This window comes from Bradyrhizobium sp. Bra64, assembly GCF_024519875.1.
Classification (GTDB): domain Bacteria; phylum Pseudomonadota; class Alphaproteobacteria; order Rhizobiales; family Xanthobacteraceae; genus Bradyrhizobium; species Bradyrhizobium japonicum_G.
The window spans coordinates 140,850-162,426 of record NZ_JALJRD010000004.1 but is presented as its reverse complement, the minus strand read 5'-3'; the positions used below and the strand labels follow the sequence as shown (position 1 = coordinate 162,426).

General features: G+C 62.3%; 21 protein-coding genes and 1 tRNA gene. 9 read left to right on the top strand and 13 right to left on the bottom strand.

Going from position 1 to position 21,577, the window contains the following annotated elements:
* Positions 1–29 precede the first annotated feature (29 nt).
* Positions 30–3,506: a PAS domain-containing sensor histidine kinase gene (locus tag NR187_RS15705; protein WP_256807005.1), complete on the bottom strand. Its 3,477-nt coding sequence runs from the start codon at positions 3,504–3,506 to the stop codon at positions 30–32.
* Between the two features lie 683 nt (positions 3,507–4,189).
* Here NR187_RS15705 and NR187_RS15700 point away from each other — a divergent pair.
* The 5 genes from NR187_RS15700 to tenA all read left to right on the top strand — a co-directional run bounded on the left by NR187_RS15700 (position 4,190) and on the right by tenA (position 8,385).
* Complete coding sequence (locus NR187_RS15700; RefSeq protein ID WP_211381542.1) at positions 4,190–4,624, top strand: phasin; 435 nt, start codon at positions 4,190–4,192, stop codon at positions 4,622–4,624.
* 194 nt (positions 4,625–4,818) lie between these two features.
* Positions 4,819–4,895: transfer RNA gene (locus NR187_RS15695), tRNA-His, on the top strand.
* Positions 4,896–5,277: 382 nt separating this feature from the next.
* Positions 5,278–6,258, top strand: coding sequence for a DUF4268 domain-containing protein (locus tag NR187_RS15690; protein ID WP_256807004.1), 981 nt, complete (start codon positions 5,278–5,280; stop codon positions 6,256–6,258).
* Positions 6,259–6,868: 610 nt separating this feature from the next.
* Positions 6,869–7,522 (top strand): hypothetical protein, encoded by a 654-nt coding sequence (locus tag NR187_RS15685; RefSeq protein ID WP_256807003.1) that lies wholly within the window; start codon positions 6,869–6,871, stop codon positions 7,520–7,522.
* A 188-nt stretch (positions 7,523–7,710) separates the two neighbouring features.
* Positions 7,711–8,385, top strand: a complete 675-nt coding sequence (gene tenA, locus NR187_RS15680; protein WP_256807002.1) for a thiaminase II — start codon at positions 7,711–7,713, stop codon at positions 8,383–8,385.
* Between the two features lie 482 nt (positions 8,386–8,867).
* Here the strand turns inward: tenA and NR187_RS15675 are convergent, their stop codons facing one another.
* The 3 genes from NR187_RS15675 to NR187_RS15665 all read right to left on the bottom strand — a co-directional run bounded on the left by NR187_RS15675 (position 8,868) and on the right by NR187_RS15665 (position 9,896).
* Positions 8,868–9,158, bottom strand: coding sequence for a hypothetical protein (locus NR187_RS15675; protein ID WP_256807001.1), 291 nt, complete (start codon positions 9,156–9,158; stop codon positions 8,868–8,870).
* Positions 9,159–9,215: 57 nt separating this feature from the next.
* Positions 9,216–9,620 (bottom strand): nuclear transport factor 2 family protein, encoded by a 405-nt coding sequence (locus NR187_RS15670; RefSeq protein ID WP_256807000.1) that lies wholly within the window; start codon positions 9,618–9,620, stop codon positions 9,216–9,218.
* 108 nt (positions 9,621–9,728) lie between these two features.
* A complete protein-coding gene (locus NR187_RS15665; RefSeq protein WP_256806999.1) occupies positions 9,729–9,896 on the bottom strand; it encodes a hypothetical protein in 168 nt (55 codons plus the stop codon).
* A 475-nt stretch (positions 9,897–10,371) separates the two neighbouring features.
* Between NR187_RS15665 and NR187_RS15660 the strand changes: the two genes are divergently transcribed.
* Positions 10,372–11,100, top strand: coding sequence for a hypothetical protein (locus NR187_RS15660; protein WP_256806998.1), 729 nt, complete (start codon positions 10,372–10,374; stop codon positions 11,098–11,100).
* Between the two features lie 424 nt (positions 11,101–11,524).
* On the opposite strand, the gene NR187_RS15655 is transcribed toward NR187_RS15660, so the two are convergent.
* The 3 genes from NR187_RS15655 to NR187_RS15645 all read right to left on the bottom strand — a co-directional run bounded on the left by NR187_RS15655 (position 11,525) and on the right by NR187_RS15645 (position 14,392).
* Complete coding sequence (locus tag NR187_RS15655) at positions 11,525–11,821, bottom strand: hypothetical protein (protein ID WP_256806997.1); 297 nt, start codon at positions 11,819–11,821, stop codon at positions 11,525–11,527.
* Positions 11,822–12,270: 449 nt separating this feature from the next.
* Positions 12,271–13,197, bottom strand: a complete 927-nt coding sequence (locus NR187_RS15650; RefSeq protein WP_256806995.1) for an IS1595 family transposase — start codon at positions 13,195–13,197, stop codon at positions 12,271–12,273.
* Positions 13,198–13,447: 250 nt separating this feature from the next.
* Complete coding sequence (locus NR187_RS15645; RefSeq protein WP_256806994.1) at positions 13,448–14,392, bottom strand: AEC family transporter; 945 nt, start codon at positions 14,390–14,392, stop codon at positions 13,448–13,450.
* A gap of 333 nt (positions 14,393–14,725) precedes the next feature.
* On the opposite strand from NR187_RS15645, the gene NR187_RS15640 reads away from it, so the two are divergent.
* Both NR187_RS15640 and NR187_RS15635 read left to right on the top strand, forming a co-directional pair.
* Positions 14,726–15,070, top strand: coding sequence for a hypothetical protein (locus NR187_RS15640; RefSeq protein WP_211381567.1), 345 nt, complete (start codon positions 14,726–14,728; stop codon positions 15,068–15,070).
* 439 nt (positions 15,071–15,509) lie between these two features.
* Positions 15,510–16,187 carry a ParA family protein gene (locus tag NR187_RS15635; RefSeq protein ID WP_211381568.1) on the top strand — a complete coding sequence of 226 codons (678 nt, stop codon included), beginning with the start codon at positions 15,510–15,512 and terminating at the stop codon, positions 16,185–16,187.
* A gap of 76 nt (positions 16,188–16,263) precedes the next feature.
* On the opposite strand, the gene NR187_RS15630 is transcribed toward NR187_RS15635, so the two are convergent.
* The 5 genes from NR187_RS15630 to trxB all read right to left on the bottom strand — a co-directional run bounded on the left by NR187_RS15630 (position 16,264) and on the right by trxB (position 20,102).
* Entirely contained in the window at positions 16,264–16,410 is a 147-nt protein-coding gene (locus NR187_RS15630) for a hypothetical protein (RefSeq protein WP_211381569.1), read from the bottom strand.
* Positions 16,411–16,540: 130 nt separating this feature from the next.
* Positions 16,541–16,687 (bottom strand): hypothetical protein, encoded by a 147-nt coding sequence (locus NR187_RS15625; RefSeq protein ID WP_211381570.1) that lies wholly within the window; start codon positions 16,685–16,687, stop codon positions 16,541–16,543.
* A 163-nt stretch (positions 16,688–16,850) separates the two neighbouring features.
* On the bottom strand, positions 16,851–17,759 hold the full coding sequence (locus tag NR187_RS15620; protein WP_256806993.1) for a 4-hydroxy-tetrahydrodipicolinate synthase: 909 nt from the start codon (positions 17,757–17,759) through the stop codon (positions 16,851–16,853).
* A 448-nt stretch (positions 17,760–18,207) separates the two neighbouring features.
* The gene (locus NR187_RS15615; protein ID WP_027534296.1) at positions 18,208–19,131 is read right to left on the bottom strand and encodes a LysR family transcriptional regulator; all 924 of its coding nucleotides are present in this window, start codon (positions 19,129–19,131) and stop codon (positions 18,208–18,210) included.
* Between the two features lie 5 nt (positions 19,132–19,136).
* Positions 19,137–20,102 carry a thioredoxin-disulfide reductase gene (gene trxB / locus NR187_RS15610; protein ID WP_256806992.1) on the bottom strand — a complete coding sequence of 322 codons (966 nt, stop codon included), beginning with the start codon at positions 20,100–20,102 and terminating at the stop codon, positions 19,137–19,139.
* A gap of 266 nt (positions 20,103–20,368) precedes the next feature.
* Between trxB and NR187_RS15605 the strand changes: the two genes are divergently transcribed.
* Positions 20,369–20,848: an Lrp/AsnC family transcriptional regulator gene (locus NR187_RS15605; protein ID WP_027547667.1), complete on the top strand. Its 480-nt coding sequence runs from the start codon at positions 20,369–20,371 to the stop codon at positions 20,846–20,848.
* Positions 20,849–20,993: 145 nt separating this feature from the next.
* Here NR187_RS15605 and greA read toward each other — a convergent pair whose 3' ends face one another.
* On the bottom strand, positions 20,994–21,467 hold the full coding sequence (gene greA / locus NR187_RS15600) for a transcription elongation factor GreA (RefSeq protein WP_027534300.1): 474 nt from the start codon (positions 21,465–21,467) through the stop codon (positions 20,994–20,996).
* Between the last annotated feature and the right edge of the window lie 110 nt (positions 21,468–21,577).

Below are 21,577 nucleotides of genomic sequence, written 5' to 3'. Positions count from 1 at the left end.
GTCTATCCCGCAGTTCGTATTTGAAGCCCTCAGGCCTTCGCCAGCGCCTGTGCGAACACCACTTCGATCAGCGTGCCGGTGTTGGCCGTGCTCCTGATGTTGAACCGGGCGCGGTTGGCTTCGACCAGCGCCTTGGTCAGCGACAGGCTCAGCGCCGAATTGTCCTCGGCATCGCCTGGCGGCGGAGTGCGGAACGGCTCCATCGCGGCGGCGACTTCGCGCTCGGTGAGGCCGTGGCCGGTGTCGCGGATGCGCAAGGCAACCTCGCCGCGGTCGGACAGCGCGGTCGAGACGATGACCTGGCCGCCGGCGCTGGCGAGCCGGATCGAGTTCGAGATCAGGTTCATCGTGATCTGCCGCATCGCGCGCGCATCCACGCTGACCTGCGGCAGCGCATGGGCGAGCGAGGTGCGGATGATGATGCGCTCGCGGTTGGCCTGCGGCTGCATCACCACCACGCAGGCTTCGACCAGGTCGTTGAGGTTGAGGTTGGCGAAGTTGAGGTCGAGCTTGCCGGTCTCGATCCGCGACAATTCCAGCAGGTCGTCGATGATGGCGATGACGCGCTCGCCGGAGGCGCGGATGTCCTTCATGTATTCGCCGTAGCGCTCGTTGCCGAGCGTGCCGAAGCGTTCGGAGATCATCACCTCGGCAAAGCCGATGATGGCGTTGAGCGGCGTGCGGATCTCGTGGCTGATCCGCGCCAGCATGTCGGCCTTGGCATTGGCCGCGCCGTCGACGAGGTGGCGGGCGCGCATCAGCTCGCTCTCGCCCTGCTTGCTCTGGGAGAGATCGCGGAACACGGCGAAGAAGTTCGGGCCGTCGGGCCGCGTGCGGCCCATGATCATCGCGAGCGGAATGACGCCGCCCTTCTTCTCGCGTCCCAGCACCTCGCGGCCGTGGTCGAGCAGGCTGGCGATATCCTGGCTCTTGACGCTTTCGAGATAGTCGGCGACGACATGCTGGCTCTCCGGCGCGAACAGCGTCACCAGGTTCTGCTGCATCAGCGTTTCGCCGTCATAGCCGAACAGCGCCTCGGCGCTGCGGTTGCAGGCGTGGATGTTGCCTTCGGCATCGAACATGACGATGCCCTCGGCCGTGGTGTCGAGGATCGCGGCGAGATCTTCCGCGTCGGCATCGCCGGCCTCGGGCTCGAGCGCGTAGGGGAACGATTCCGGGACGATGGTTTCGGCAACGACAGACTGGGCGACAACGGACTGCACGACGACGGTCTCGGCGGTGACGGGCGCGGCGACCACGGGAAGCGCCTGCGGCAATGCGCAGATCAGCGCGTGCGCGCTCTCGCCGTCCCAGTCGATGGCGTGCAGATGCGCTTCGGTGGTCGGCAGCGGCGCTTCGCCGCTCGCCACCGTCGCGCTGATCGTCACCGGCGTGCCGGCCTGCGACGTGCTGCTGGCCGGGGACACGCCCGGCTCGACATAGAGCGCATCGAGCCCGCCGGCGTTCTCCAGGGCGCTGATGCTGGCATAGCCCATGCGCGCGAGGAAGGCGGGGTTGGCGTAGAGCAGCCGGTCGAGGCGGTAGATCAGGATGCCCGTCGGCAGCAAATCGAGCAGCGCGCGGTCGCGCGTACTGTGGCCGCGTGCGGGCGGCGCGGGCTCGGTCAGCCATTCGGCCGGCGCGTGCGGGGCCTCGGGCTCCGGCGCCGGCGGTTCGGGGGCGATCTCGGCCGCCGGCGGCTCGATCGCGCTTGCTGTGATCGTCTCGCGATCGCGTTCGAGCCGCTCGGACAATTGCCGGGCGAGCTCGTTGAACGCGCTGTTCTCGATCGGCGTCAGCGTCGGCGATCTCTGATCACCGGGTGATCTGACATCGCCCGACGGGCGGAACGGCACGACATTGGGGGGCGTTTCCACGGGTGCTTCCGGATCGGTTGGGTGTGAAGTCACATCGGTTGCGGGTTCGGGCAGTTCGGCGATGGGCTCAGGCTCAGGCGTGGGTTCGGGCGGCTCGATCGGCGGAGGCGGCGCCTCCAGCTTGGGTTCGGGCTCAGGCTCCGGTTCGGACTCGGGTTCGACGATGTCGGCGGACAGGCCTTGCGGCGCCGGCGGCTCGGCGCGCTGCTCGAAACGCCGGAGCGCCTCGAGCCGGTTGAGGCCGTCGAGATCGCGGCAGACGCCGAACCCCCGGAAGCCGGCGAAATTGCGCGCGCTGTCGTAGACGGGAAGGCCCGCAAGCTCGATCGGCAGATGCTCGCCGCCGTCGGCCGGCCAGTTCACGGTAATGCCGGCCCAGGTGTCGTGACTTGCGAGCGCCTCTGCGACGCGCCGGTCCGGATCGAGCGCGAATTCCGCGGCGATCTCCTGCCAAAGGCGGCCGAATCCGGCGGCCGTGCGCGGACCGATCAGGTTGATGAACTCCTCGGAGAGCAGCGCAAAGCGGCCCTCCGCATCCATCTGCCAGAGGAAGCGCAGCGGATGCTGACGCGGTGCGGGCGGCTCTTCATGGCCCGACGGCGGCTCGACCATGCGGGAAATGATCGGCGCGGCCTGCGGCGACACAATGGCTTCCGGCGAGTTTTCAACCGGAGTCTGCGGGGCGCTGCCGGCGGTCCCGGCGAGCGCTTGCTGGATCGACACGATCTCCGTCGCCGGCTCGCTCGCGGGCGATTGGTGCGCGAGCGTCCCGGTTGCGTCCGGCGCTTCGACCGGCTCGGCAAAGGCGTCGAACAGCGCGAATTCGGACGGACCCTCGTTCGCCAACGCAGGCTGCACATCCTCCGGCACGGCGGCTGCAGGCGCGGGCGGCGCAGCCTCGGGCTGAGTTGTTTCTTCGCGCGCGACGTCTTCGGCAGTTTCAGTTTCGACGTCACCAGGCGCGGGCGCTGCAGCTTGCGCGGCCGGCTCGATCAGCGCGACCAGGCCGATATCGGCACCGCTGCCGACCCGTTGCAGCACCATCTGGCCGATGCCGATCGGGGTCTCGGCGCGGCCGAAGCTGAGCGCGTCGCTGCGCGCCTGTTCGAGGCCGGCTTCACCGAGATCGCGGAAGCCGAGCAGGGGACGGGCGGCCTCGCTGGCGCCGACGAACAGGCCGTCGGGCGCGAACACCGCCATCGGCACCCTGGCGCCGTCGACGAGACGAAGCAGGCGCTCGACCAGCGGCATGGTGCGCAGGTTCGGGTCCATCGCGGTAACGAGCACGCCGGAGCTGCCATCGGCAAACTCGAGCCGGGCGCAGCCGCAGGTCATCAGCGTGCCGAGCCGGGCGCCGAAGCCGCGCAGCCGTTCGAGCCTGATGGCGCCGTTCGCCGGCAGCTGGCGGGCGAGCCGGGCGACCTGGCGGCGATGGCCGTCGGCCGGGCCGAAGCTTCGCTCCGCCAGCGCCGCGGCATGGATTGCGCCGAACAGTCTTGCGCCGACCGGATTGGCCCACAGCACGCGCGTGCCGTCGATCGACCAAAGCCAGGCGGGCAGCGGAGAGGTCGCGTGCACGGCCAGCCGGGGATCACCCACGCCTCGCAACTGGAAATCCGAACTCGTCATCCGACCGGCTTCAAGTCTCGCTGTCACGCATCAGGGTACGAGGCTGCCGGAATGACAGCCTTAAGAAAGGGTTAGTATCGCCCGCGGGCGCGGGCAGGTCCACGGCCCCGGTCTACAGGGGAGGCCCTAAAGCCGCGATAACCTTAATCCGGCCGGCGCCGCAAGCCGCTGGCGCTCTGCATCCGCAGGATTCGCGGGGGGCTGCTCATTACCCTCCCCTGGAGGGGGAGGGTCGATCGCGCGAAGCGCGAGCGGGGCGGGGTTAATCTCTCCCCTCGGGCACCGCTTCTGCGGAAAGACTGTCACCCCACCTCGGTTCGCATACCGCTTCGCGCCATGCGGACCGATCCTCCCCCTCAAGGGGAGGATGGGCACTTACGATGTCGCCGCCCGAGCAATTACCCCTACCCCGCCACCTCAACCACCGGTTCCATCCGCCGGGAACCTCATCCTCTCCGGGATTAATTTTCGCAACGCCGCCCAAACTGCGTTGCGATGCACAATGTTGACATGTTAGGCAGCGATAGTGCTGGGCGTTGGGCGAGCCATCATTCGTTTCGCGTTTCCAGTCTTCGTACCCGCCAGGTCTTGGGCCAGTACTCTTCAGCCAAAGACACAGCCCGGTTGGCCGGCGGGCGCGCCAGAAGGCTCACTCCATTTTTCCATTAGCGTGAGGGACAACCATGACAGGTGCGACTGATCCGTTTTCTGCCTCGATCATTCCGTTCGAGGTCCCCGAGCAGATGCGTGCGTTCGCCGAAAAGGGCGTGTCGCAGGCCCGCGAGAGCTATGCCAAGTTCAAGGACGCCGCCGAGACCCACAACGGCACCATCGAGGCCGTGTTCACCTCCGCCCACAAGGGCGCGAGCGAGTACAATGCCAAGGTGATGGAGTTCATGAAGGCCAACACCACCGCCCATCTGGACTTCACCCAGGAGCTGTTCAGCGTGAAGTCGCCGCAGGACGCGTTCGCGCTGTGGACCGGCCATTCCAAGAAGCAGCTCGAGACCTTCCAGGCCCAGGCCAAGGAGCTCGCCGAGATCGCCCAGCGCGCGGCCACCGCCGCCGCCGAGCCGATCAAGGCCTCTGCCGCCAAGCTCTACCCGCCCGCCGCCTGAGCGGCTGGCTGGTTTGAATTATTGAAACCCGGGCCTCACGGCCCGGGTTTTCCTTTGGAAATAACGTCGTTTGAGGGTGGATTCAGTCCGTTTGCGGCCTTGCCAAAAACGGCCGTTGCACCTAGTTTCCGCCCCGTCCAGCCCCCCTCGGTACCGGCCCTTTCAAGGGCGCCCTTCGGGCGGCTCGCAAGGATGCAGTTGTAGCTCAGTTGGTTAGAGCGCCTGTCTGTGGAACAGGAGGTCGGTGGTTCGAGCCCACCCAACTGTACCAGCGTTGCGGATCTTGCCGCATCTCCAGCGTGCGGAAATTGATGCGCACCCAGCTATGGCGGGGACCTTCGATCGCTCAGGCTATTGCCTGACACGACACGGTAGACCCAACAAGGCGCGCGGAGCCCTCCCGCATTCATGCGCCATGTGCGGAACCACAGCACTTGCGCGGGACGATGGTTCCGCCTTGAATGCAACCTTTCGGAGAGACATTTTATGGCATCGCTACCGGACTATGCAGCGTTCGTCGCTGGGCGTCTGGATGCAATCATACAACAGCTTCAGCTGAAGAATCTGCGAATTAGAGGCTTCTGAATGTTGCGGCAGGCCAGCCAAATGCTGGTCGCAGTTCAGCATCAACGACATTTACACGAGGGATTTTGATGATCGCTCAACTTGGGACATTGAAAAGAGTAGTTATCCGCGAAGTTTGGAAATTCGAAGATAGCGACTTTACTCCTTGGCTTGCTCAGTCGGAGAATATTGCCCGGCTAGCCGCGGCTATCGGAATGGAACTAGAAGTTACCGGAGTCGAAGTACCGGTCGGTCCATTCTCAGCTGATATTTTGGCTAAGAGCTCATCGGGCGAGTTCATAATTATCGAGAATCAATTTGGAAAGACCGATCACGATCATCTCGGCAAAGTACTTACTTACGCGGCCACGCTAAATGCCTCAGCCGTGGTATGGATAGCCGAGCGGTTTACAGACGAGCATCGCAAAGCAATTGAATGGCTGAACGATCATACTAGCAACGACCTGAGCCTATTCGCTGTCGAACTCCAACTCTGGCGGATAGACGAATCCCGGCCTGCTGTTCAATTCAATGTTCTCAGTGAACCCTCAGAAATCGTGCGGCAAGCCACGGCTGTCCGAGATGCAGGCCCTGTCAGTGAGGCTCGCCAGCTGCAAGGAGAGTTCTGGACCGGTTTTCGCGAAGTTTTACTTACAAAGAAAATCGTTGGGTCGGCACAAGCGGCGAGGCCTCAGTATTGGTTCAATGTCGCGCTCGGACGAGCCAACGTCCATCTCTCGAATATCGCCAGTGTGGCCGATAGTCGAATTGGAGTGCGGGTGTATATTAGCAATCGGATCGCTTCCGAAGCGCTGCCGCAGCTTGAAGCGCAGAAAGCTGAGATCGAGACGGAGATAGGAAGCTCGCTGAAGTGGAATCCGAATCCGAATGCAATCGACAAAGTCATCGTACTGGATCGCGCCGCTGACCTCGCTGACCGCACCAAATGGCCCGAATATTTTGAATGGCTCTGCGAACAAGTCTCACGCTTTAAGAAAGCATTCGAGCCGCGGATTAGGCAGCTAAAGTACCCACAACTGGACGAAGCGTCCGACTCGGCAGGCCTTTAAGCGCCTTCGGCGGGCGCGACGCCGCTCGCTTACCTCGCGACGGAGAAGGGGCTCGGGTCGTCGAGGAGATTCCGTTACGGTGACAGTGCACAAACTCCCGATCCAGCAGGACAGGCGCGCTATCCGCAACGCTGCGAATTTTGTGCGCGGTCACCGTAACAGCTGTTAGCCGCGCCACGATCGTCACCGCCGCCGGCAATCTCACCGCGGCCAGCAGCGCGCTAAGCTCCCGTGCCCGACACTGGGTTCATCAGCGGCTGGTACTGCATCGCGAAGTTGTACGCGTTCGCACCGGTCGGCATCGCCGCGAATAGCACGACCACGCTGGCCGCGGTCGGAGGCAAACCGAGCAGCTTGGTCAGGGGAAGGCGGCGGCCGGCCATCGCCAGCAGTTTGAGGAATTACGCTGACAGTGCACCAAACTCTCGACGCGGGGACTGCCCGCAACTGCTCAAAGCCGGTTTTGTGCCGGTCACCGTTACTCCCATCTGAGACAGGCCCAAGGTTGGGCACTAGAGAGCCACCTTATTGGGCGCAAAGGATTGGCGAGACTTGTCAGCGGAGGATTGATCTGTTAGATGATCTGTGCAGTGCATTCAGGAGATTAAAAATGCAGATCGTCTTCCCAGATAGTCACGAGGCATCTCAAGGAATTTGGATAACAAGGGTCCTCCCACATCACCTGACCATGTTTGGCAGCCCAAGCATTCCTAAAGGCAAAACCAGCGTGCTCATGGTGATCAAGCCCCGCTTCGATGAGGAGAAGGAGGAGTTAGCCGTGCAGGCCGAGCAAGTGCTTCTGTTGAACGTCGGAACAACTGCTCGAACCATCGTGATAGACGTGGACGGCGGTACAGCGCTGGGCGAGAGCGTAGATGCTCTTGCCGCTCAGGGCCCTGGAGACAAAGATTTCCGCTATCTGGTCGATGTCCATCTCAAGGGTGAAGCGCGTGAAGCCGCGCACACCCTTCTGACCAAAGTACGCGAGGTATCTCCCGGAGACCTAAAGCGAGGTGAGCGCAACAATTTCAGCAACACGCCCGACAATTTTTGGTACGTGATCGTCCAACCTCGAGTGCAGGCCCTATCTGTGACTGTGCGCGGTGAAGCAGAAAGCTTCATGCCTTCAACTCTGACGTTGGTGACAGATCGCCCGGGTTTCACTCGCTTTCAGTTGCGTGGTCTCAACGAAATTGAGGAAGCGCTGAGGTTGATCAACAGCTCCACAAGGAGCAAGCGGTCAAAGCTCGGAAAGTACACCTGAGGAGGGTCCTCACGAGAAGGGCCATGTTACGGTAACAGTGCACAAAACTCTCGACGCAGGGAGTGCCCGATCCGCAACGCTGCTCAGAGCCAATTGTGTCCGTGGTCGCCGTAGCTCCTCAGTCCGCAATGCGCTATCGGTAGCTCGCCAAAGACGTTCATGAACAAGAAAGCCGGGCGAAAAAGATCGTGAGTTTCTTCGAGCGTCTCAAGACAGCAGCAGCCGCCGAGTGGCGGGCCTACACCGAGCATCCCTTCACGAACGGATTGGCAGACGGCTCGCTCCCCGAAGCGGCGTTTCGTCACTATCTCGTTCAGGACTATCTGTTCCTCATCGAGTTTGCGCGCGCCTACGCGCTCGCGGTCTACAAGTCGCCCAGTCTTGCCGACATGCGTGAAGCAGCGGCGGGCCTTTCGGCCATCCTCGATGTCGAGATGAACCTGCATGTGAAGCTCTGTGCCGAATGGGGTCTATCCCCGGCCGACCTCGAACAGGCCGCTCCGGCGGCCGAGATGCTGGCCTATACACGCTACGTGCTCGACGCGGGAATGCGCGGCGACCTGCTGGCACTCAAGGTGGCGCTGGCCCCCTGCGTGATCGGGTACGCGGAGATCGCGACGCGGCTCGCCTCGCTCCCCCTCGCGGACGCTGCGACGAACGCCTATCGCGTCTGGATCGCCGAGTATGCCGGCGCGCCGTACCAGGAGGTCGCTGCCAAGGCGCGGGCGCACATGGAGCATCTCGCCGATCTCTACGCCACACCGGCCCGCGAGGCAGAACTGATTGCGATCTTCAAGGAAGCCACCCGGCTCGAGGCAGACTTCTGGGAGATGGCCTGGCGCGCGGGCCAGCGGGTTCAATAACCCTTTCGGCAGTCGCCAGGCTCATGGCCTGAAGGTTATCAGCATCGTGGCACGGTGGATGCGCAGCGTCTCCAGAGCCGCGCGATCACCCGGTCGCACCTAGCCGTCCACGATCAGCGATACCGCAAGCGGCATGCCGGTCCGGTTCAATGACCGTGCGGCACGCGATAACCCGCATTTCGCAGCTTCAGGACGTTCGAGGTTGAGAGTTCTGCAGCTGACAAGCGGGACGCCACGTACGTCTGCGACGCGATGAACAGGCAAATCGAAAATGCAATCGTCGTGGTCGCACTCGCGATTTGATGCCAGACACCCATCGATCCCTCTTGTTCCAGACAGTCCCGCATTCAGAAGCGGCAGGGAGGCCATTCGTTCCTTCGTTCGGGAAAAATCGGCAATCGGTGCGGCGGACCTTTTCGGCGGCCGGGGTGTTTGCATACGGCAGGGACAAACAACGCTGAGGAGTTGAGCCATGAACGGAATTATCTATATCGTCGGTCTCGTCGTCGTGGTTGGCGTAATTCTGTCATTCCTGGGATTGCGTTGATCCGGCGGGTTGCGACCTGCCGAAGCGGAACGCGCCTGGCGGCCAGACGTGCCACCACCATGACCACCACCGGTAACGTCACCGCCGCCAGCACCGTGCCCGGCGCCACCGCGCCGGACACCGGGTTCAACAGCCGCTGATACTGGACCGCGTACGCGTTGGCACTGGTCGGCATCGCCGCGAACAGCACGATCACGCCGGCTGCGACCGGCGGCAATTCGAGCACGAGGATCCCGGGCTTCTCTCCCTGCGCGAGGACGATTCAATCCAGTCTCATCGCGCGTCAGGAGATCATGGCTTTGATTTGTGCCGTGTCCGCGAACTCAATCAGCTCGGCGATTTTGCCATCCTCAAATCTGAACAGGTCGAGAATCTCGGTGCTGGCAGTCTTTCCGGTTGGGTGGTGTCGAACGAGAGCGCGGGAATGTATTGCGGCACGATTCCCGTCAACCAACTCAGCCAGAATTTCGCGGCTTTCGAAGCTGAAGTCGGCAATCAATTGGCCGAAAGCCCCGCGCAGGGTCGGGTGCCCTTGCATAGTTCCCGTCAGTTCGAGCGTGCTCTTGTCTCCCATCAACGTGAACAGGCCCTCGGGATGAAAAGCCGCGACCAGGCCCTCCACGTCACCGTCATCGCGCGCGGCGTAAGCGCGTTTGATGACGTCGAGCATTCCCTCGCGATGTCCCATATCCGCCTCCTGTGATGCCTGTCATCCCATAATAGCTACCTTTGCGTGCAATGGCAAAATCGTGGCAGCGGGCTTACCGCGCCACCACCACCACCACCACCGGTAGAGTCACCGCCGCCAGCAGCGTCCCCAGCGCAAACGGCTCCAGACCACCGGGTTCACCAGCCGCCGATACTGAGCCGCGAAGATGTACGCGTTCGCTCCCATTGCCGCGAACACGAACGCGGCTGCCGGCATCGCCGGCAGTTTGAGCGCGTACGCCACGGCGACGGTCAACGACGAAGTTAGCGTCTATGCCTGGTCTCGCCGGGTCGTTTCGAGCTCTCCGAGAGCGCCAGCCGAGATCAGCTCTGTTGGCTCAGCTGGCTGGACCATATTCAGCATTTGGAGTAGGCTTTTTGGACACGGCATCATGTCAGCGGAGGTTCTCCGTGGAACATCGCGGCGTCAGCTTTTCGATCGTTGAAATAAGCTATTTGTCCGGTTGGCAGTGGACGGTCGGAAAGGGCCGAACCGTGTCGGTCGGTGTCTGTGCGACGCGGCTGGATGCGATCCGACAAGCTCGGACTTTCATTGACGCGATTGTGGACTGGGCTGCTTGAGCGGATCACTCACCGTCCCACCGGCAACGTCATCCCCGCCAGCAGCGTCCCAAGCGCCACCGCCCCCGACACCGCGTTCACCAGTTGCTTAGGCGATTATATACTTTACACCACATACACTATAGGTTGTATGGGCTAGTAACGGATTCGTGATCGCAGATCTGTGGGAGTCCAGTCGGTTTAGTGGACTGAAGCTTGCCTTTGATGGACCCAAGGCCCATAAGGCGAACATGGTAAACCACACCGATGACACTGATCCGCTCGCGCTAATCAATAGGCGCAAGGCAGAAATGGAAGCTTCCCGCGCGCGGGAAGCCGAGGAGCGTGCACGTCTCGACGCGGAGGCGGCCGCTCGTGCCAAGGAAGAGGAAGAACTGGAGATTGCCGCGCGTGTTATTGCGCGCCTGAAGGAGAAGACTTCTTCGGTCACTCCAATGGCAGAAGCGCCGCTCTCCAACAATCTTCAGGTCATCGGAACAGGCACTATCAGTAACGCCGACCTCTTGACGCGATACAGCGGAGGCACCAGCAATGCCGCGCTGCTAATGGCGGCAAGCACTCAGAGACCCAAAGTCCCCGCGACCGGTGGCGCTCCCCGGCCGCCGAATATTCCGACCGTCCCGCAGATGGTCCTGATCCTGCTAGCCGAGGCAGAAAAGCGTGGCGCGAAAGGTCTTACCTCCACTGAGATCATGGTCGGTATAAATGATCGGTGGTGGCCGGGCGTTGCCGTCAATCTTGTGATGCCGACCGTTTATCGGTGCATCGCGAAAAAGCATTTCTTCGACAAGAAGGACAAATGGATTGTGCGTCGAGACGATGGCGGCCAACCATCTCGGCGCGTCGGGGGTTCTGATCTTTTGAATCTCAACAGCTAAACGGCGGCCCAAAGGCCGCCGCTTCAATCCCTCTTGCATAAGGCCGTGTGTCCCGATGCAAGAGGCAGTCACCGCGAGGGTGGCAGGATGGGTTGCGAAGCCCGTTCAGTAACTAACCCTGGGGGGAGTCACGGAGATCCCCGGGGGCCTTAAAGGAGGTGGGAGCAATGCAACCACCATAGAGTAGGCGTGGCGCTGTACTGGTCTGATCCACCGGTACGGCGTCACGCCCTTTCTATAGTAAATCCTTGGAAAAATGCAAGGAATCTCATGAGCAAGCGCCCGCCAGATGATCGATATAGTGAAGCGGAGGCTCAGCGTCGGTTCCTAGATGCCCTCAAGGGCGGCCTGAACACACCAGCCAAGCCTCTTAAGGACAAGCCCACGGCCCGCAAGAAGATCAGGAAGAAGCGGGCTAAAAACACTACTCCTCCATAAAGTTGTTTCTGACCCAATCGACGCCGTCACGACCTTTCGAATCTTGCCTCGTCAAGGCCGCAAAGGTCTTTGGTTCAACTTCGAAAACCCACGCACGTACAGTCCGATCTAGTTCATGGATCTTATCGCGAATCGATTCGGCCGTTAGCTCTTCAGTTGTGTCCGCAATCAGCCAAAAACTAGGCAGCCATTTCCACCACCCATGCCCAGTTAGGTAAGATTGCAGTTCCTTCACATCACTTTCAGCCATGGTGTCCGTCGCCACCACAAATTTGCGGGTCATCGCGCGTCTCCTTCAGTAGGAGTCGCTGCCGGTCCGGCTAGTTTTGGGGTTGACGATCGACTGTCAGGCTCAATCATTCCGATCCGACTGTCGCCATACAAGCCATGCTCAATTGCTAACTTATTTAGCGTGTATTTCTCTGAGCGGAGGGCGTCGCGATCATTGATCAAACAGAACACATAAGAGGCCCCGTAGAGAAGCATGCTTAGAACAAATAGAATTGAAAATATTATAAGTAACCACTCGGGGGCCTTCGCGACGACCAGTCCGATAGTCGCCGACATGAGTATGCCCATCGGCCACACAAGCGAGCGCAATACATCGGTTCTTGAGAGATTCGCTTGCATCTGCTCGCGTAGCGAACTGAGCACCTGAAGAAATTCTGTCATCCCTCGTCCTATTTCTTCTGCTTCCGCAGCGCCCTTCTAATCACCCGGCGGAGATCGCGCTTAGTTAGATTGACGATACGTCAGACGTTTGCCAGCCGCGCCTTTGACGGCAAGGTCCGCACGTTCTCCATCCTCGATGCCAAGCGCAACGCGGTTGCTGTAGCGGAAATCAAACTCAGCCAAATAGCGGTGAAGGTGCTTCTCAGAGCAGTGCTGATACACGCCCTTCATGCCGCGCTTGAAGATGCTGTAGTAGCCCTCAACCGTGTTCGTAGAGATCACCTTGTCACCTTCGCGGCGGACATATTCGTCCTTGCTGTGGGTGACGGTCGAATGGTCGAGACCATCAGTCTCAGCAATGAATTTGTAAGCGTTCGCTTCGTCCGTCATCAACTGAGCTTCGCGGCTCAGGTTCTCGCGGATGATCGGCATCAGGTCGCCAACACGCACGCCGTCAACGTGAAAGCTGCGGGCGGAGCCGCCGCGCTCAACCAGCGTCAAGACGACGTTCTTATTCGACCACGCGCGACGCCCGGTCTTGGGCTGGCCTTCTAGAAATCCATAGAACGTCTCGTCCACTTCCACGACCTTGCCGCCAGCGCCCAGTGGGGCCAGAAGGCCGCCCGCGCGCATCGCCTCGCGAATGCGGTGGGTCAGAAACCAAGCCGTCTTGTAGGTCACACCAAGGGCGCGGTGGAGCTGGTGCGAACTGACACCCTTCTTGCTCGAAGCCATCAGGTAGAATGCCTGCAACCAGACGTGCAGCTTGACGTGGCTGCTTTCCATCACGCTCTTGGTGGTGACGGTGAAGTCCTTGCGGCACTCCTTGGCAGCGCAACGATAGACGCCCGGCTTTTTCTTGTTTTCGTAAGACTTGCCGACCGTGCCACAATGCGGGCAGACGCGCTCAGCACCCCAGCGGATCGCCTCGAGATAGGCGCGGGCCGCTTCGTGGCTCTGAAAGTGCGGTGCGTTGAACTGCGACATGACGCCAATCCCCTAGAACTTACCAAAATCTAGGGGTTGCGCTTTGTGGTGTCAAGTATATAATCGCCGTTGCTTATACTGAACCGCAGCGCGATGAGGCTTCGTCCCCAAGCCATCTCATCCCAAGCCATCTCATTTCAAGCCATCGCGCTTCAGAGATCATCTCGCGGACCAACGAATTTCATTTCCCCAAAAGACGGTCATTTTCCGGGCATTCAGGCGTAGCTCGCCAGGCAGGGACAGCGAGCAGCTACTTCACACCCGCCACCACCATGACCACCACCGGTAACGTCACCGCCGCCAGCAGCGTGCCCAGCGCCACCGCGCCGGACACCGGGTTCACCAGCCGCTGATACTGGACCGCGAAGATGTACGCGTTGGCGCCGGTCGGCATCGCCGCGAACAGCACGATCACGCCGGCTGCGACCGGCGGCAGGTCGAGCAGTTTTGCGAGCACGAACGCGACCGCCGGCATCGCCAGCAGTTTGAGCGCGCTCATCACGACGACGCTCAACGTCTCGCCCTTGACCTCGAACCGGAACAGATTGATGCCGAGCGCGATCAGCGCCGCGGGGGATCCCGCTTGTGCGAGCAGCTCGATCGTCCTGTCGACGACGGGATGAAGGCCAAGGCCGGTGAAGCGCCAGACCACGCCAAGGGCGATCCCCAGCATCAGCGGATTGCGCGCGAGATCCGCGAGCACGGGCCGGATCACCGACAGCACCGAGCCCGTCCGCTTGCGGCTGACGAGCTCCATCTGCAGGATGCCGCAGAGCCAGAGCAGCGGCGTGTTCACCGACAGGATCAGCGACATCGGGCCTGCGGCCTCGTTGCCAAGCGCCGAGAGCGTCATGGGGATGCCGAGCATCACGATGTTGCCGTAGACCGAGCCGATCGCGAACACGACGCCGTCCTCGCGATCCTCGCGCCGCTGCCGCAGCAGGGCCGAGAGCGCCAGCGCCGCGATCCAGATGATGGCGAGCGCGCCGTAATAGGCGCCCCACATCCGCCAGGGGCTGACGTCGGGGAATTCGGACACGACGATGGTGCGGAACAGCAGCGCGGGGATGGCGATGCTGAAGGCGAATTCGGAGATGCCCTTGTGCGCGGCCTCGGAGACGAAGCGAAACAGCACCGCGGCGTAGCCGGCCGCGATCAGCGCAAACACCGGCGCGACGATCAATACGGTGGCCATGCGACCCTCACCTCAAGGGGGGAGACAGCCGACCACCCCACGCATCCTCGATCATGCCATCATGCCACTGTTTTGCCCGACGGGTCAAATTGATTTCGTAAAATCCGCAGGCGTGAAAATTCGCAGGGACGCTCAGTGCCCCGGCTACTGTGCATGGGGTTGTTTTCGCATTTTTTGCTGGAGGGAGAGGTGCGCTCCCTCTCCCGCTTGCGGGGAGGCCGGGGAGGGGGCTGTTGCCGAGACCGCACACGTCCGACCTTTCGCCTCGCCCCTCGTTGCCAACCAACGCCCGTTCACCCACTATTCGCATCGACTCGACATTTGGGGGGATCGATGCCGGCGTTCCGCTTTAAGACAACCTTGGCTGCTGCGATCGCGGGGATCGCCCTGGCCGTCCTGATCCACCCCGGTGCGGGCTTTGCCTACACGCCGGAGGAACAGCAGGCCTGCTCGCCGGACGCGATGCGGCTGTGCGGCGAGTTCGTACCGAACGTCGATGCCATCACCGCCTGCATGATCCAGAAGAAGTCGCAGCTCTCGCCGCCGTGCCGGGCCTTCTTCCGGCCGGGACCGGAGCCGGGCGAGGCCCGCGCCGGCAAGCCCACCAGCATCGCGCCCAAGGCCGCGAAGAAGACCACCAAGCCGGCGCCGAAGAAGAAGAAATCCAGCGAAGGCTGAGCGCCGGGCGCGCGCCGCGTTCCTCGCCTGAAACTCATCGTGCCCGGGCAAAAGCGCGTTGTCGCGCCAAAGGTCCCGGGCATTTGCGTTTCCGGGCATCAGCCCCGCGACAGCCACCGGACCCGTTTTGTTCGCGCGGCTGGCGCGCAGGAATTGCGACAATTGCGACCGCGCGCGATGGAAAAGAGTCGCCAAACGGTTTGCGCGGCGAGGTTGCATTCCGCCTTGTCCGGTCCGGCTGCTCAAAAAACGCACGATTGGCCGGCGTGGAAGGCGTTTCATTGCAGTTCGTGTCGAGCGCCGAACGACGCAGTGTGACTCAAAAGCCAACACGCCTTGTTATTTCGTGGCGGCGAGGCAACTGTCGGTAAATTTTTCTTTCCCGAATCAGCGCGCTGATTCATTTTCACGGCCTGGGGTCAATCTGGAGGCCGAAGGTATGAACGTTATTGTTTTTGCATCGCGTAAAGGCGGCTCGGGCAAGAGTACCCTCGCCGCACATCTTGCCGCGCAGATCAAGGCGACCAAGCCCATCCTGCTCGTCGATGCGGATCCGCAAGGCTCGCTCACGCTGTGGCACAAGCTGCGTGGCACCAACGAACCGCCGATCAAGGCTGCGGTGAACTCGGTCAGCGGCATCGTCTCCGCTGCCAAGCGCGACGGTTATGAATGGGTGTTGATCGACACGCCGCCGAACCTGTCGGCCGTCGTCGACGACGCCATCCGCAATGCCACCATGGTCGTGATCCCCGCCCGTCCCGGCGTGTTCGACGTCAACGCGGTGCAGGAAACGATCCAGATGTGCCGTGCGGCGCGCAAGCCCTACGCGGTCGTGCTCAACGGTGCGCCGGCGCGCCGCGACGAGTCCGAAAGCCCGATCGTGACCATCGCCCGCGAGGCGCTGGCGAAATTCCGTGCTCCGGTGTGGGGCGGCCAGATCACCAACCGTTCGGATCTGCTGATGGCGCTGAGCCACGGCGAGGGCGCGCGGGAATACCAGGCCGAGAGCCGTGCGGCTCAGGAGATCGCAAGGCTGTGGGCGGCGATCGAGCGTTCAGTGAAGGCTATTCGCGGCACGGCGTCGGCGTCCGGCGCAATGCACAAGCAGGCGGCATAATTTTCATAAATCATTCCCCGGACGAAAAACGCGCGGACGTCCGCGCGTTTTACGTTTCTGGAGATAGCTATGGTGGTTACGCCACCATCAGCATGTAGAACACGATCACCGGCGACAGCGTGAGGATCACCGACCAGATGCCGGCGGCCCAGAGAATGTCCTCGGTGGTGAAGCCCTGCTGTCCGGCGTCGTAATGCGACGCCATGTCGTTATGACTATTCATAAACGCCCCCGCGATTTCTTCGCTTATGGACGTGAACGATAGGCAGGATGTTTTAAAATTCCGCGTCGCAGTTTCGCGCGCTTTCGAACACAGGTGCTACCACGGATTAACCATCCGAAAGGGATGCGCGTCAGCTGAGCCAGATCCGAAACACCAGCACCGGCATCAGGCCGAGCACCACCGCCCAGAACCCGAACGACGACACCAACAGAATTCCCCGCAAGAGATCGGCGGGCGCGAACATGTCTGCCGCCGTCGGGCGGATGCGTTGTCCCATGGTCATTCCCCCTTTTGAAAGACGTCGAACGCAAACGATAGGCGCGATTGCGTAAACGAGCCGTGGACGCGCCATGCGGCAGCAGCGAAGGCCGTTCGCGCCCGGTTAACCACGGAATCCACTTACCCTCCCCTGGAGGCTCCCCAGGGGAGGGTAAGATGAACTACGCCGCCACCTGCATCCGCCGCTCGATCTCGCGATCGAGCGTAGCGGCAAGCTCGCTGCCGACTTCCACCATCGGCAGGCGCACTTCGGGGCTGTCGATGAGGCCTGCCCGCCACAGCCAGTACTTCGCCGGTGCGGGGCTGGGCTCTGCGAACAACAGTCGCGTCAGCTCGGCAACCTCGTGCCAGTGCGCCTGTGCCGCGTCATGGTTGCCGCGCCTGAGCTCGGCATATACCGCCGCGAACGTCGCGGTCTCGACATGGGCCGACAGCACGACGCCGCCGTCGGCGCCGTCGCTGAGCGCCTCATGATAATTTACGTCCTCGCCGGTCAGCACGCGAAAACTCTTGGGACGGTCGCGCAGCAGCGCGATGGATTGCTCGCGGCTCGCGCCGCAATCCTTCAGCCCGACGATGTTGCGATGCTCGGCCAGCCGCAGCAGCGTCTGGTTGGTGATGTTGACCGAGGTGCGATAGGGAATGTTGTAGAGCGCGATCGGCCAGGCGGCGTGGTCGGCAAGGGCTTCGAAATGCGCCAGCAGCCCGCGCTGCGACGGCCGAACATAATAGGGGCTCGCGATCAGATATCCGTCGATCGGCCAGTCCGCGGTCTCGTCGAGACGCTCCTTCATCCGCGAGGTGTCCGCGCCCGACAGGCCGAGGCAGATCGGAATGCTGCGGCGATCGCCGGCCATCTCGTCGCGCACGATGGCGGCGAGCCGTTCGAGTTCGGCCTCGCGCAGCGTCATGCCTTCACCGGAGGTCGCGCCCAGGATGAAGCCGTCGACGGCCTGCCCGCAATAGTGCCGCGTCAGCCGTCGCAGCGACCTCTCGTCGAGCGCGCCGTCGCGAAACGGCGTCACCAGCGGCAGCCAGAGGCCGTGCAAATGATCTTGTAGACCGGTCATGTTCCATCTCCTTCTCGGGAAAAACCTGAGACGGAGGCACATGAAAAAACCCCGTCCAGGCGGCGGGGTTTTCGAAGATTTGCTGCGATGACGAAGGCAGTATTAGCGCGCGCAAAAATCCGAGGTCCCCGGGTGGGGGCCTTTTTTCGAAACGAGTGCGCACGACTTCGTGATCATTTGCAAATGATGCGGGGTATGCGTGGAACTGTCAATACACGCGGAAGGCGAGAGCCCGATCGGACAGAAAAAAAGCCGGACCCGAGAGGGTCCGGCTTAAGGTATTGGCCACGTGAGGCCGACACAATCACCTTCCAAGAGGGATTACTGAACTCCCGCGCCACTGGAGGAGGGGGACAAATGCGCAACGCGAAGGCTCAGCGTGCGAGCAGTATGAGCTTGACCCGCGGCTTGCAGCAAGCGCCGGAGCCGCATGTCAGTCATGCGGAAATCAGGACGGCCAGCGCTGCGCCTTGCTCACCACGAAGTCGCGGAACACCTGCACGCGTGCGACCGTCTTCAGCTCTTCCGGATAGACGAAATACGTATCGAGCTGGATCGAATCCGATTCGCCGAACAGCTGTACGAGGCGGCTCTGTTCTTCGATCAGATAGTCCGGCAGCGCGGCGATGCCGAGGCCCTGCTGACAGGCGCGGACGAGGCCGAGGATGTTGTTGACCCTGAAATAGGCCTCGCGCGGACCCGAGCCGTTGCGCCCCGCTTCGACCAGCCAGTTGCGGTTCTGAAGATGCGGCGCGAAGTTGCCGTCGGAGAGCGTGATGATGCGGTGGGAGTCGAGCTCCTCGAGCGTGCGCGGCGTGCCGAAGCGCTTGATGTAGTCCGGCGAGCAATAGGCATGGAAGCCCATCGCGAAAAGCTTGCGCTGGATGAGATCCGGCTGCGTCGGCTTGCGGGTGCGGATCGCGACGTCGGCCTCGCGCATCGAGAGATCGAGCTCCTCGTCGGTGACGATCAGCGAGATCCGGATTTCCGGATAGAGCGCGGTGAACTCGCCGAGCCGCGGGATCAGCCAGTTGATGCCGACGCCGGGCGTGGTGGTGATCTTGAGATCGCCGCTCGGCCGCTCGCGGCTGTCGGTCAATTTGGCGCGCGCGGCCTGCAGCTGCATGAAGACGTCATGCGCGGTGCGGAACAGGAGATCGCCCTGTTCGGTGAGGATCAGGCCGCGGGCATGGCGGTGGAACAGCGAGACCGAGAGCTCCTGCTCCAGCGCCGAGACCTGGCGCGACACCGCCGATTGCGACAGGCCGAGCTGCTCGCCCGCATGCGTGAAGCTGCCCGCTTCAGCTGCCGCGTGAAACACCTTCAGCTTGTCCCAATCCATATCCGTAAATCCGTCGCGTGTTCGAGGCATGATCTTTATTCCGCTGCCGCGCGCTCGCTGGCGCGCAGGGCCAAGAATCGTTCGGCCTCAAGGGCTGCCATGCAGCCGAGGCCGGCGGCCGTCACGGCCTGTCGATAGGTTTCGTCCGCGACGTCGCCGGCGGCGAACAGGCCGGGCACCGAGGTCGCGGTCGAGTTCGGGGCGACCTCGACATAGCCCGAGGGTTTCAGCTTGACCTGTCCGGCCACGAGCTCGGTCGCCGGCGCGTGTCCGATGGCGATGAACACGCCGTCGGTCTTCACGTCCGTAAGCGCGCCGGTCTTGACGTTCTTCAATCGCACATGGGTGACCTTGTTCGGGTTCTCGCTGCCGCAGATCTCGTCGATGGCCGAGTCCCAGACCACCTTGATCTTCGGGTGCTTGAACAGGCGCTCCTGCAGGATGCGTTCGGCGCGGAAATGATCGCGACGATGCACGATGGTGACCTGCGAGGCATGGTTGGTGAGGTACAGGGCTTCCTCGACCGCGGTATTGCCGCCGCCGACCACCAACACTTCCTTGTTGCGGTAGAAGAAGCCGTCACAGGTGGCGCAGGCCGACACGCCGCCGCCCTGGAATTTGCCTTCGGACGGCAACCCGAGCCAGCGCGCCTGGGCGCCGGTGGCGAGGATGACGGTGTCGGCGAGATAGACGTCGCCGCTATCGCAGGCGAGGCGGAACGGCCGCTGCGAGGTGTCGAGCTTGATCACCAGATCGGTCTTGATCTGTGTCCCTACATGCAGCGCCTGCTTCTCCATCTGCTCCATCAGCCAAGGGCCCTGGATCACGTCGGCGAAGCCCGGATAGTTCTCGACGTCGGTGGTGATGGTGAGCTGGCCGCCCGGCTGGATGCCCTGGATCAGGATCGGCTCGAGCATCGCGCGCGCGGCGTAGATCGCTGCCGTGTAGCCGGCGGGGCCGGAGCCAATAATGACGACCTTTGCATGGACAGGGGCGGACATTTCGACGGACGCCTTTCACGGGGGATTGCAGCGCGGGCGCGGAACATGCCGGGAGGCCTCGCGGAGGCGCTGAAATATCAGAGCTAATCTAAGCCTTCTGGTGAGCTATGCAAGAATTGCATTCCCTGTCGGCGGATTTTTCCAACAGGGAACAAAACTCGATTGCGCTGCACGCGCAATAAAATTGCGCTGCGCGGTGCGTCTGCGCTATGAGGATTGCGACAAACCCACCAATACCGTCGCAAAGGCCCAGGAGTTCCAATCACGTGTCGCGGAACCTAGACGAGATCGACCTGAAAATTCTCACCGAGATTCAGGCCGACGGTCGAATCACCAATGTCGAGCTGGCCAAGCGCGTCGGTATCTCGCCCCCGCCCTGCCTGCGCCGCGTCCGGGCGCTGGAGGAGGAGGGGTATATCCACGGTTATCGCGGTCTCCTCGACGCGCGAAAGCTCGGCTTCGACGTCACGGTGTTTGCCGCGGTGCATCTCTCCAGCCAGGCCGAGGCGGATTTGCGCGCCTTCGAAGAGTTCGTCCGCGCCGAGCCGCTGGTGCGTGAGTGCTGGATGCTGTCGGGCGAAGTCGATTTCATCCTGAAATGCGTCGCGCCCGACATGGCGACCTTCCAGGATTTCGTCACGCACCTGACCGCCGCGCCCCATGTGCGCAACGTGCGGACCTCGCTGGTGCTGCACAATTCGAAGTACGAGGCGGCGGTGCCGCTGGACGTGAAGGGGAGACGGTAGGGCCTCCTTCGTCATTGCTTCGCTGCGCTCGCAATGACGAGTGGTGAGCGCGCGGGTTCACCTCAGGCTCAGGAACACGCCGAAACAAAAAGGCCGCGCATCGCGCGGCCTTTCCAAAACGTCATCACGCGGCAGCGACAAATCCCTACCGCCACTCCACCTTGGTGATCTCGTATGCCTTGGCGCCGCCGGGTGCGTTGACCTCGACGGTCGAGCCCTTCTTCTTGCCGATCAGCGCGCGCGCGAGCGGCGAGGTGATGGAAATGCGGCCCTTCTTGGCGTCGGCCTCGACCTCGCCGACGATCTGCCACACCGCCTTCTTCTCGGTGTCCTCGTCGACCAGCGTCACGGTGGCGCCGAACTTGATGGTGTCGCCGGACAGTTTCGAGATGTCGATGATGTCGGCGCGCGCCAGCTTGTCCTCGAGCTCGGCGATGCGGCCTTCATTGTGGGACTGCTCTTCCTTCGCGGCGTGATACTCCGCGTTCTCCGACAAATCGCCGTGCGAGCGCGCCTCCGCGATGTGCTCGATGATGCGCGGACGGTCCTCGGACTGGCGCTTCTTCAATTCTTCCCCGAGTGCGGCAAAGCCGCCCGCTGTCATCGGAACCTTTTCCATGTCTTCTCTCGTCCTTCGGCCGCGCGCCCAGAAAAACAAAGGGCGCGGCAACCTTGATTCGTCAGTGTTTCCGGGGGCTGAACACGCCGCCGCCGGAATGTTATGTGGGC

Bases quoted from the DNA above. Each gene is read 5' to 3' on its own strand.
- NR187_RS15615 (WP_027534296.1), bottom strand. From the start codon at position 19,131: ATGCCTCGAACACGCGACGGATTTACGGATATGGATTGGGACAAGCTG.
- trxB (WP_256806992.1), bottom strand. From the start codon at position 20,102: ATGTCCGCCCCTGTCCATGCAAAGGTCGTCATTATTGGCTCCGGCCCC.
- NR187_RS15655 (WP_256806997.1), bottom strand. From the start codon at position 11,821: ATGACCCGCAAATTTGTGGTGGCGACGGACACCATGGCTGAAAGTGAT.
- NR187_RS15630 (WP_211381569.1), bottom strand. From the start codon at position 16,410: ATGAATAGTCATAACGACATGGCGTCGCATTACGACGCCGGACAGCAG.
- NR187_RS15700 (WP_211381542.1), top strand. From the start codon at position 4,190: ATGACAGGTGCGACTGATCCGTTTTCTGCCTCGATCATTCCGTTCGAG.
- NR187_RS15635 (WP_211381568.1), top strand. From the start codon at position 15,510: ATGAACGTTATTGTTTTTGCATCGCGTAAAGGCGGCTCGGGCAAGAGT.
- NR187_RS15670 (WP_256807000.1), bottom strand. From the start codon at position 9,620: ATGGGACATCGCGAGGGAATGCTCGACGTCATCAAACGCGCTTACGCC.
- NR187_RS15620 (WP_256806993.1), bottom strand. From the start codon at position 17,759: ATGACCGGTCTACAAGATCATTTGCACGGCCTCTGGCTGCCGCTGGTG.
- NR187_RS15705 (WP_256807005.1), bottom strand. From the start codon at position 3,506: ATGACGAGTTCGGATTTCCAGTTGCGAGGCGTGGGTGATCCCCGGCTG.
- NR187_RS15650 (WP_256806995.1), bottom strand. From the start codon at position 13,197: ATGTCGCAGTTCAACGCACCGCACTTTCAGAGCCACGAAGCGGCCCGC.
- NR187_RS15640 (WP_211381567.1), top strand. From the start codon at position 14,726: ATGCCGGCGTTCCGCTTTAAGACAACCTTGGCTGCTGCGATCGCGGGG.
- NR187_RS15645 (WP_256806994.1), bottom strand. From the start codon at position 14,392: ATGGCCACCGTATTGATCGTCGCGCCGGTGTTTGCGCTGATCGCGGCC.
- NR187_RS15685 (WP_256807003.1), top strand. From the start codon at position 6,869: ATGCAGATCGTCTTCCCAGATAGTCACGAGGCATCTCAAGGAATTTGG.
- NR187_RS15690 (WP_256807004.1), top strand. From the start codon at position 5,278: ATGATCGCTCAACTTGGGACATTGAAAAGAGTAGTTATCCGCGAAGTT.
- NR187_RS15625 (WP_211381570.1), bottom strand. From the start codon at position 16,687: ATGGGACAACGCATCCGCCCGACGGCGGCAGACATGTTCGCGCCCGCC.
- greA (WP_027534300.1), bottom strand. From the start codon at position 21,467: ATGGAAAAGGTTCCGATGACAGCGGGCGGCTTTGCCGCACTCGGGGAA.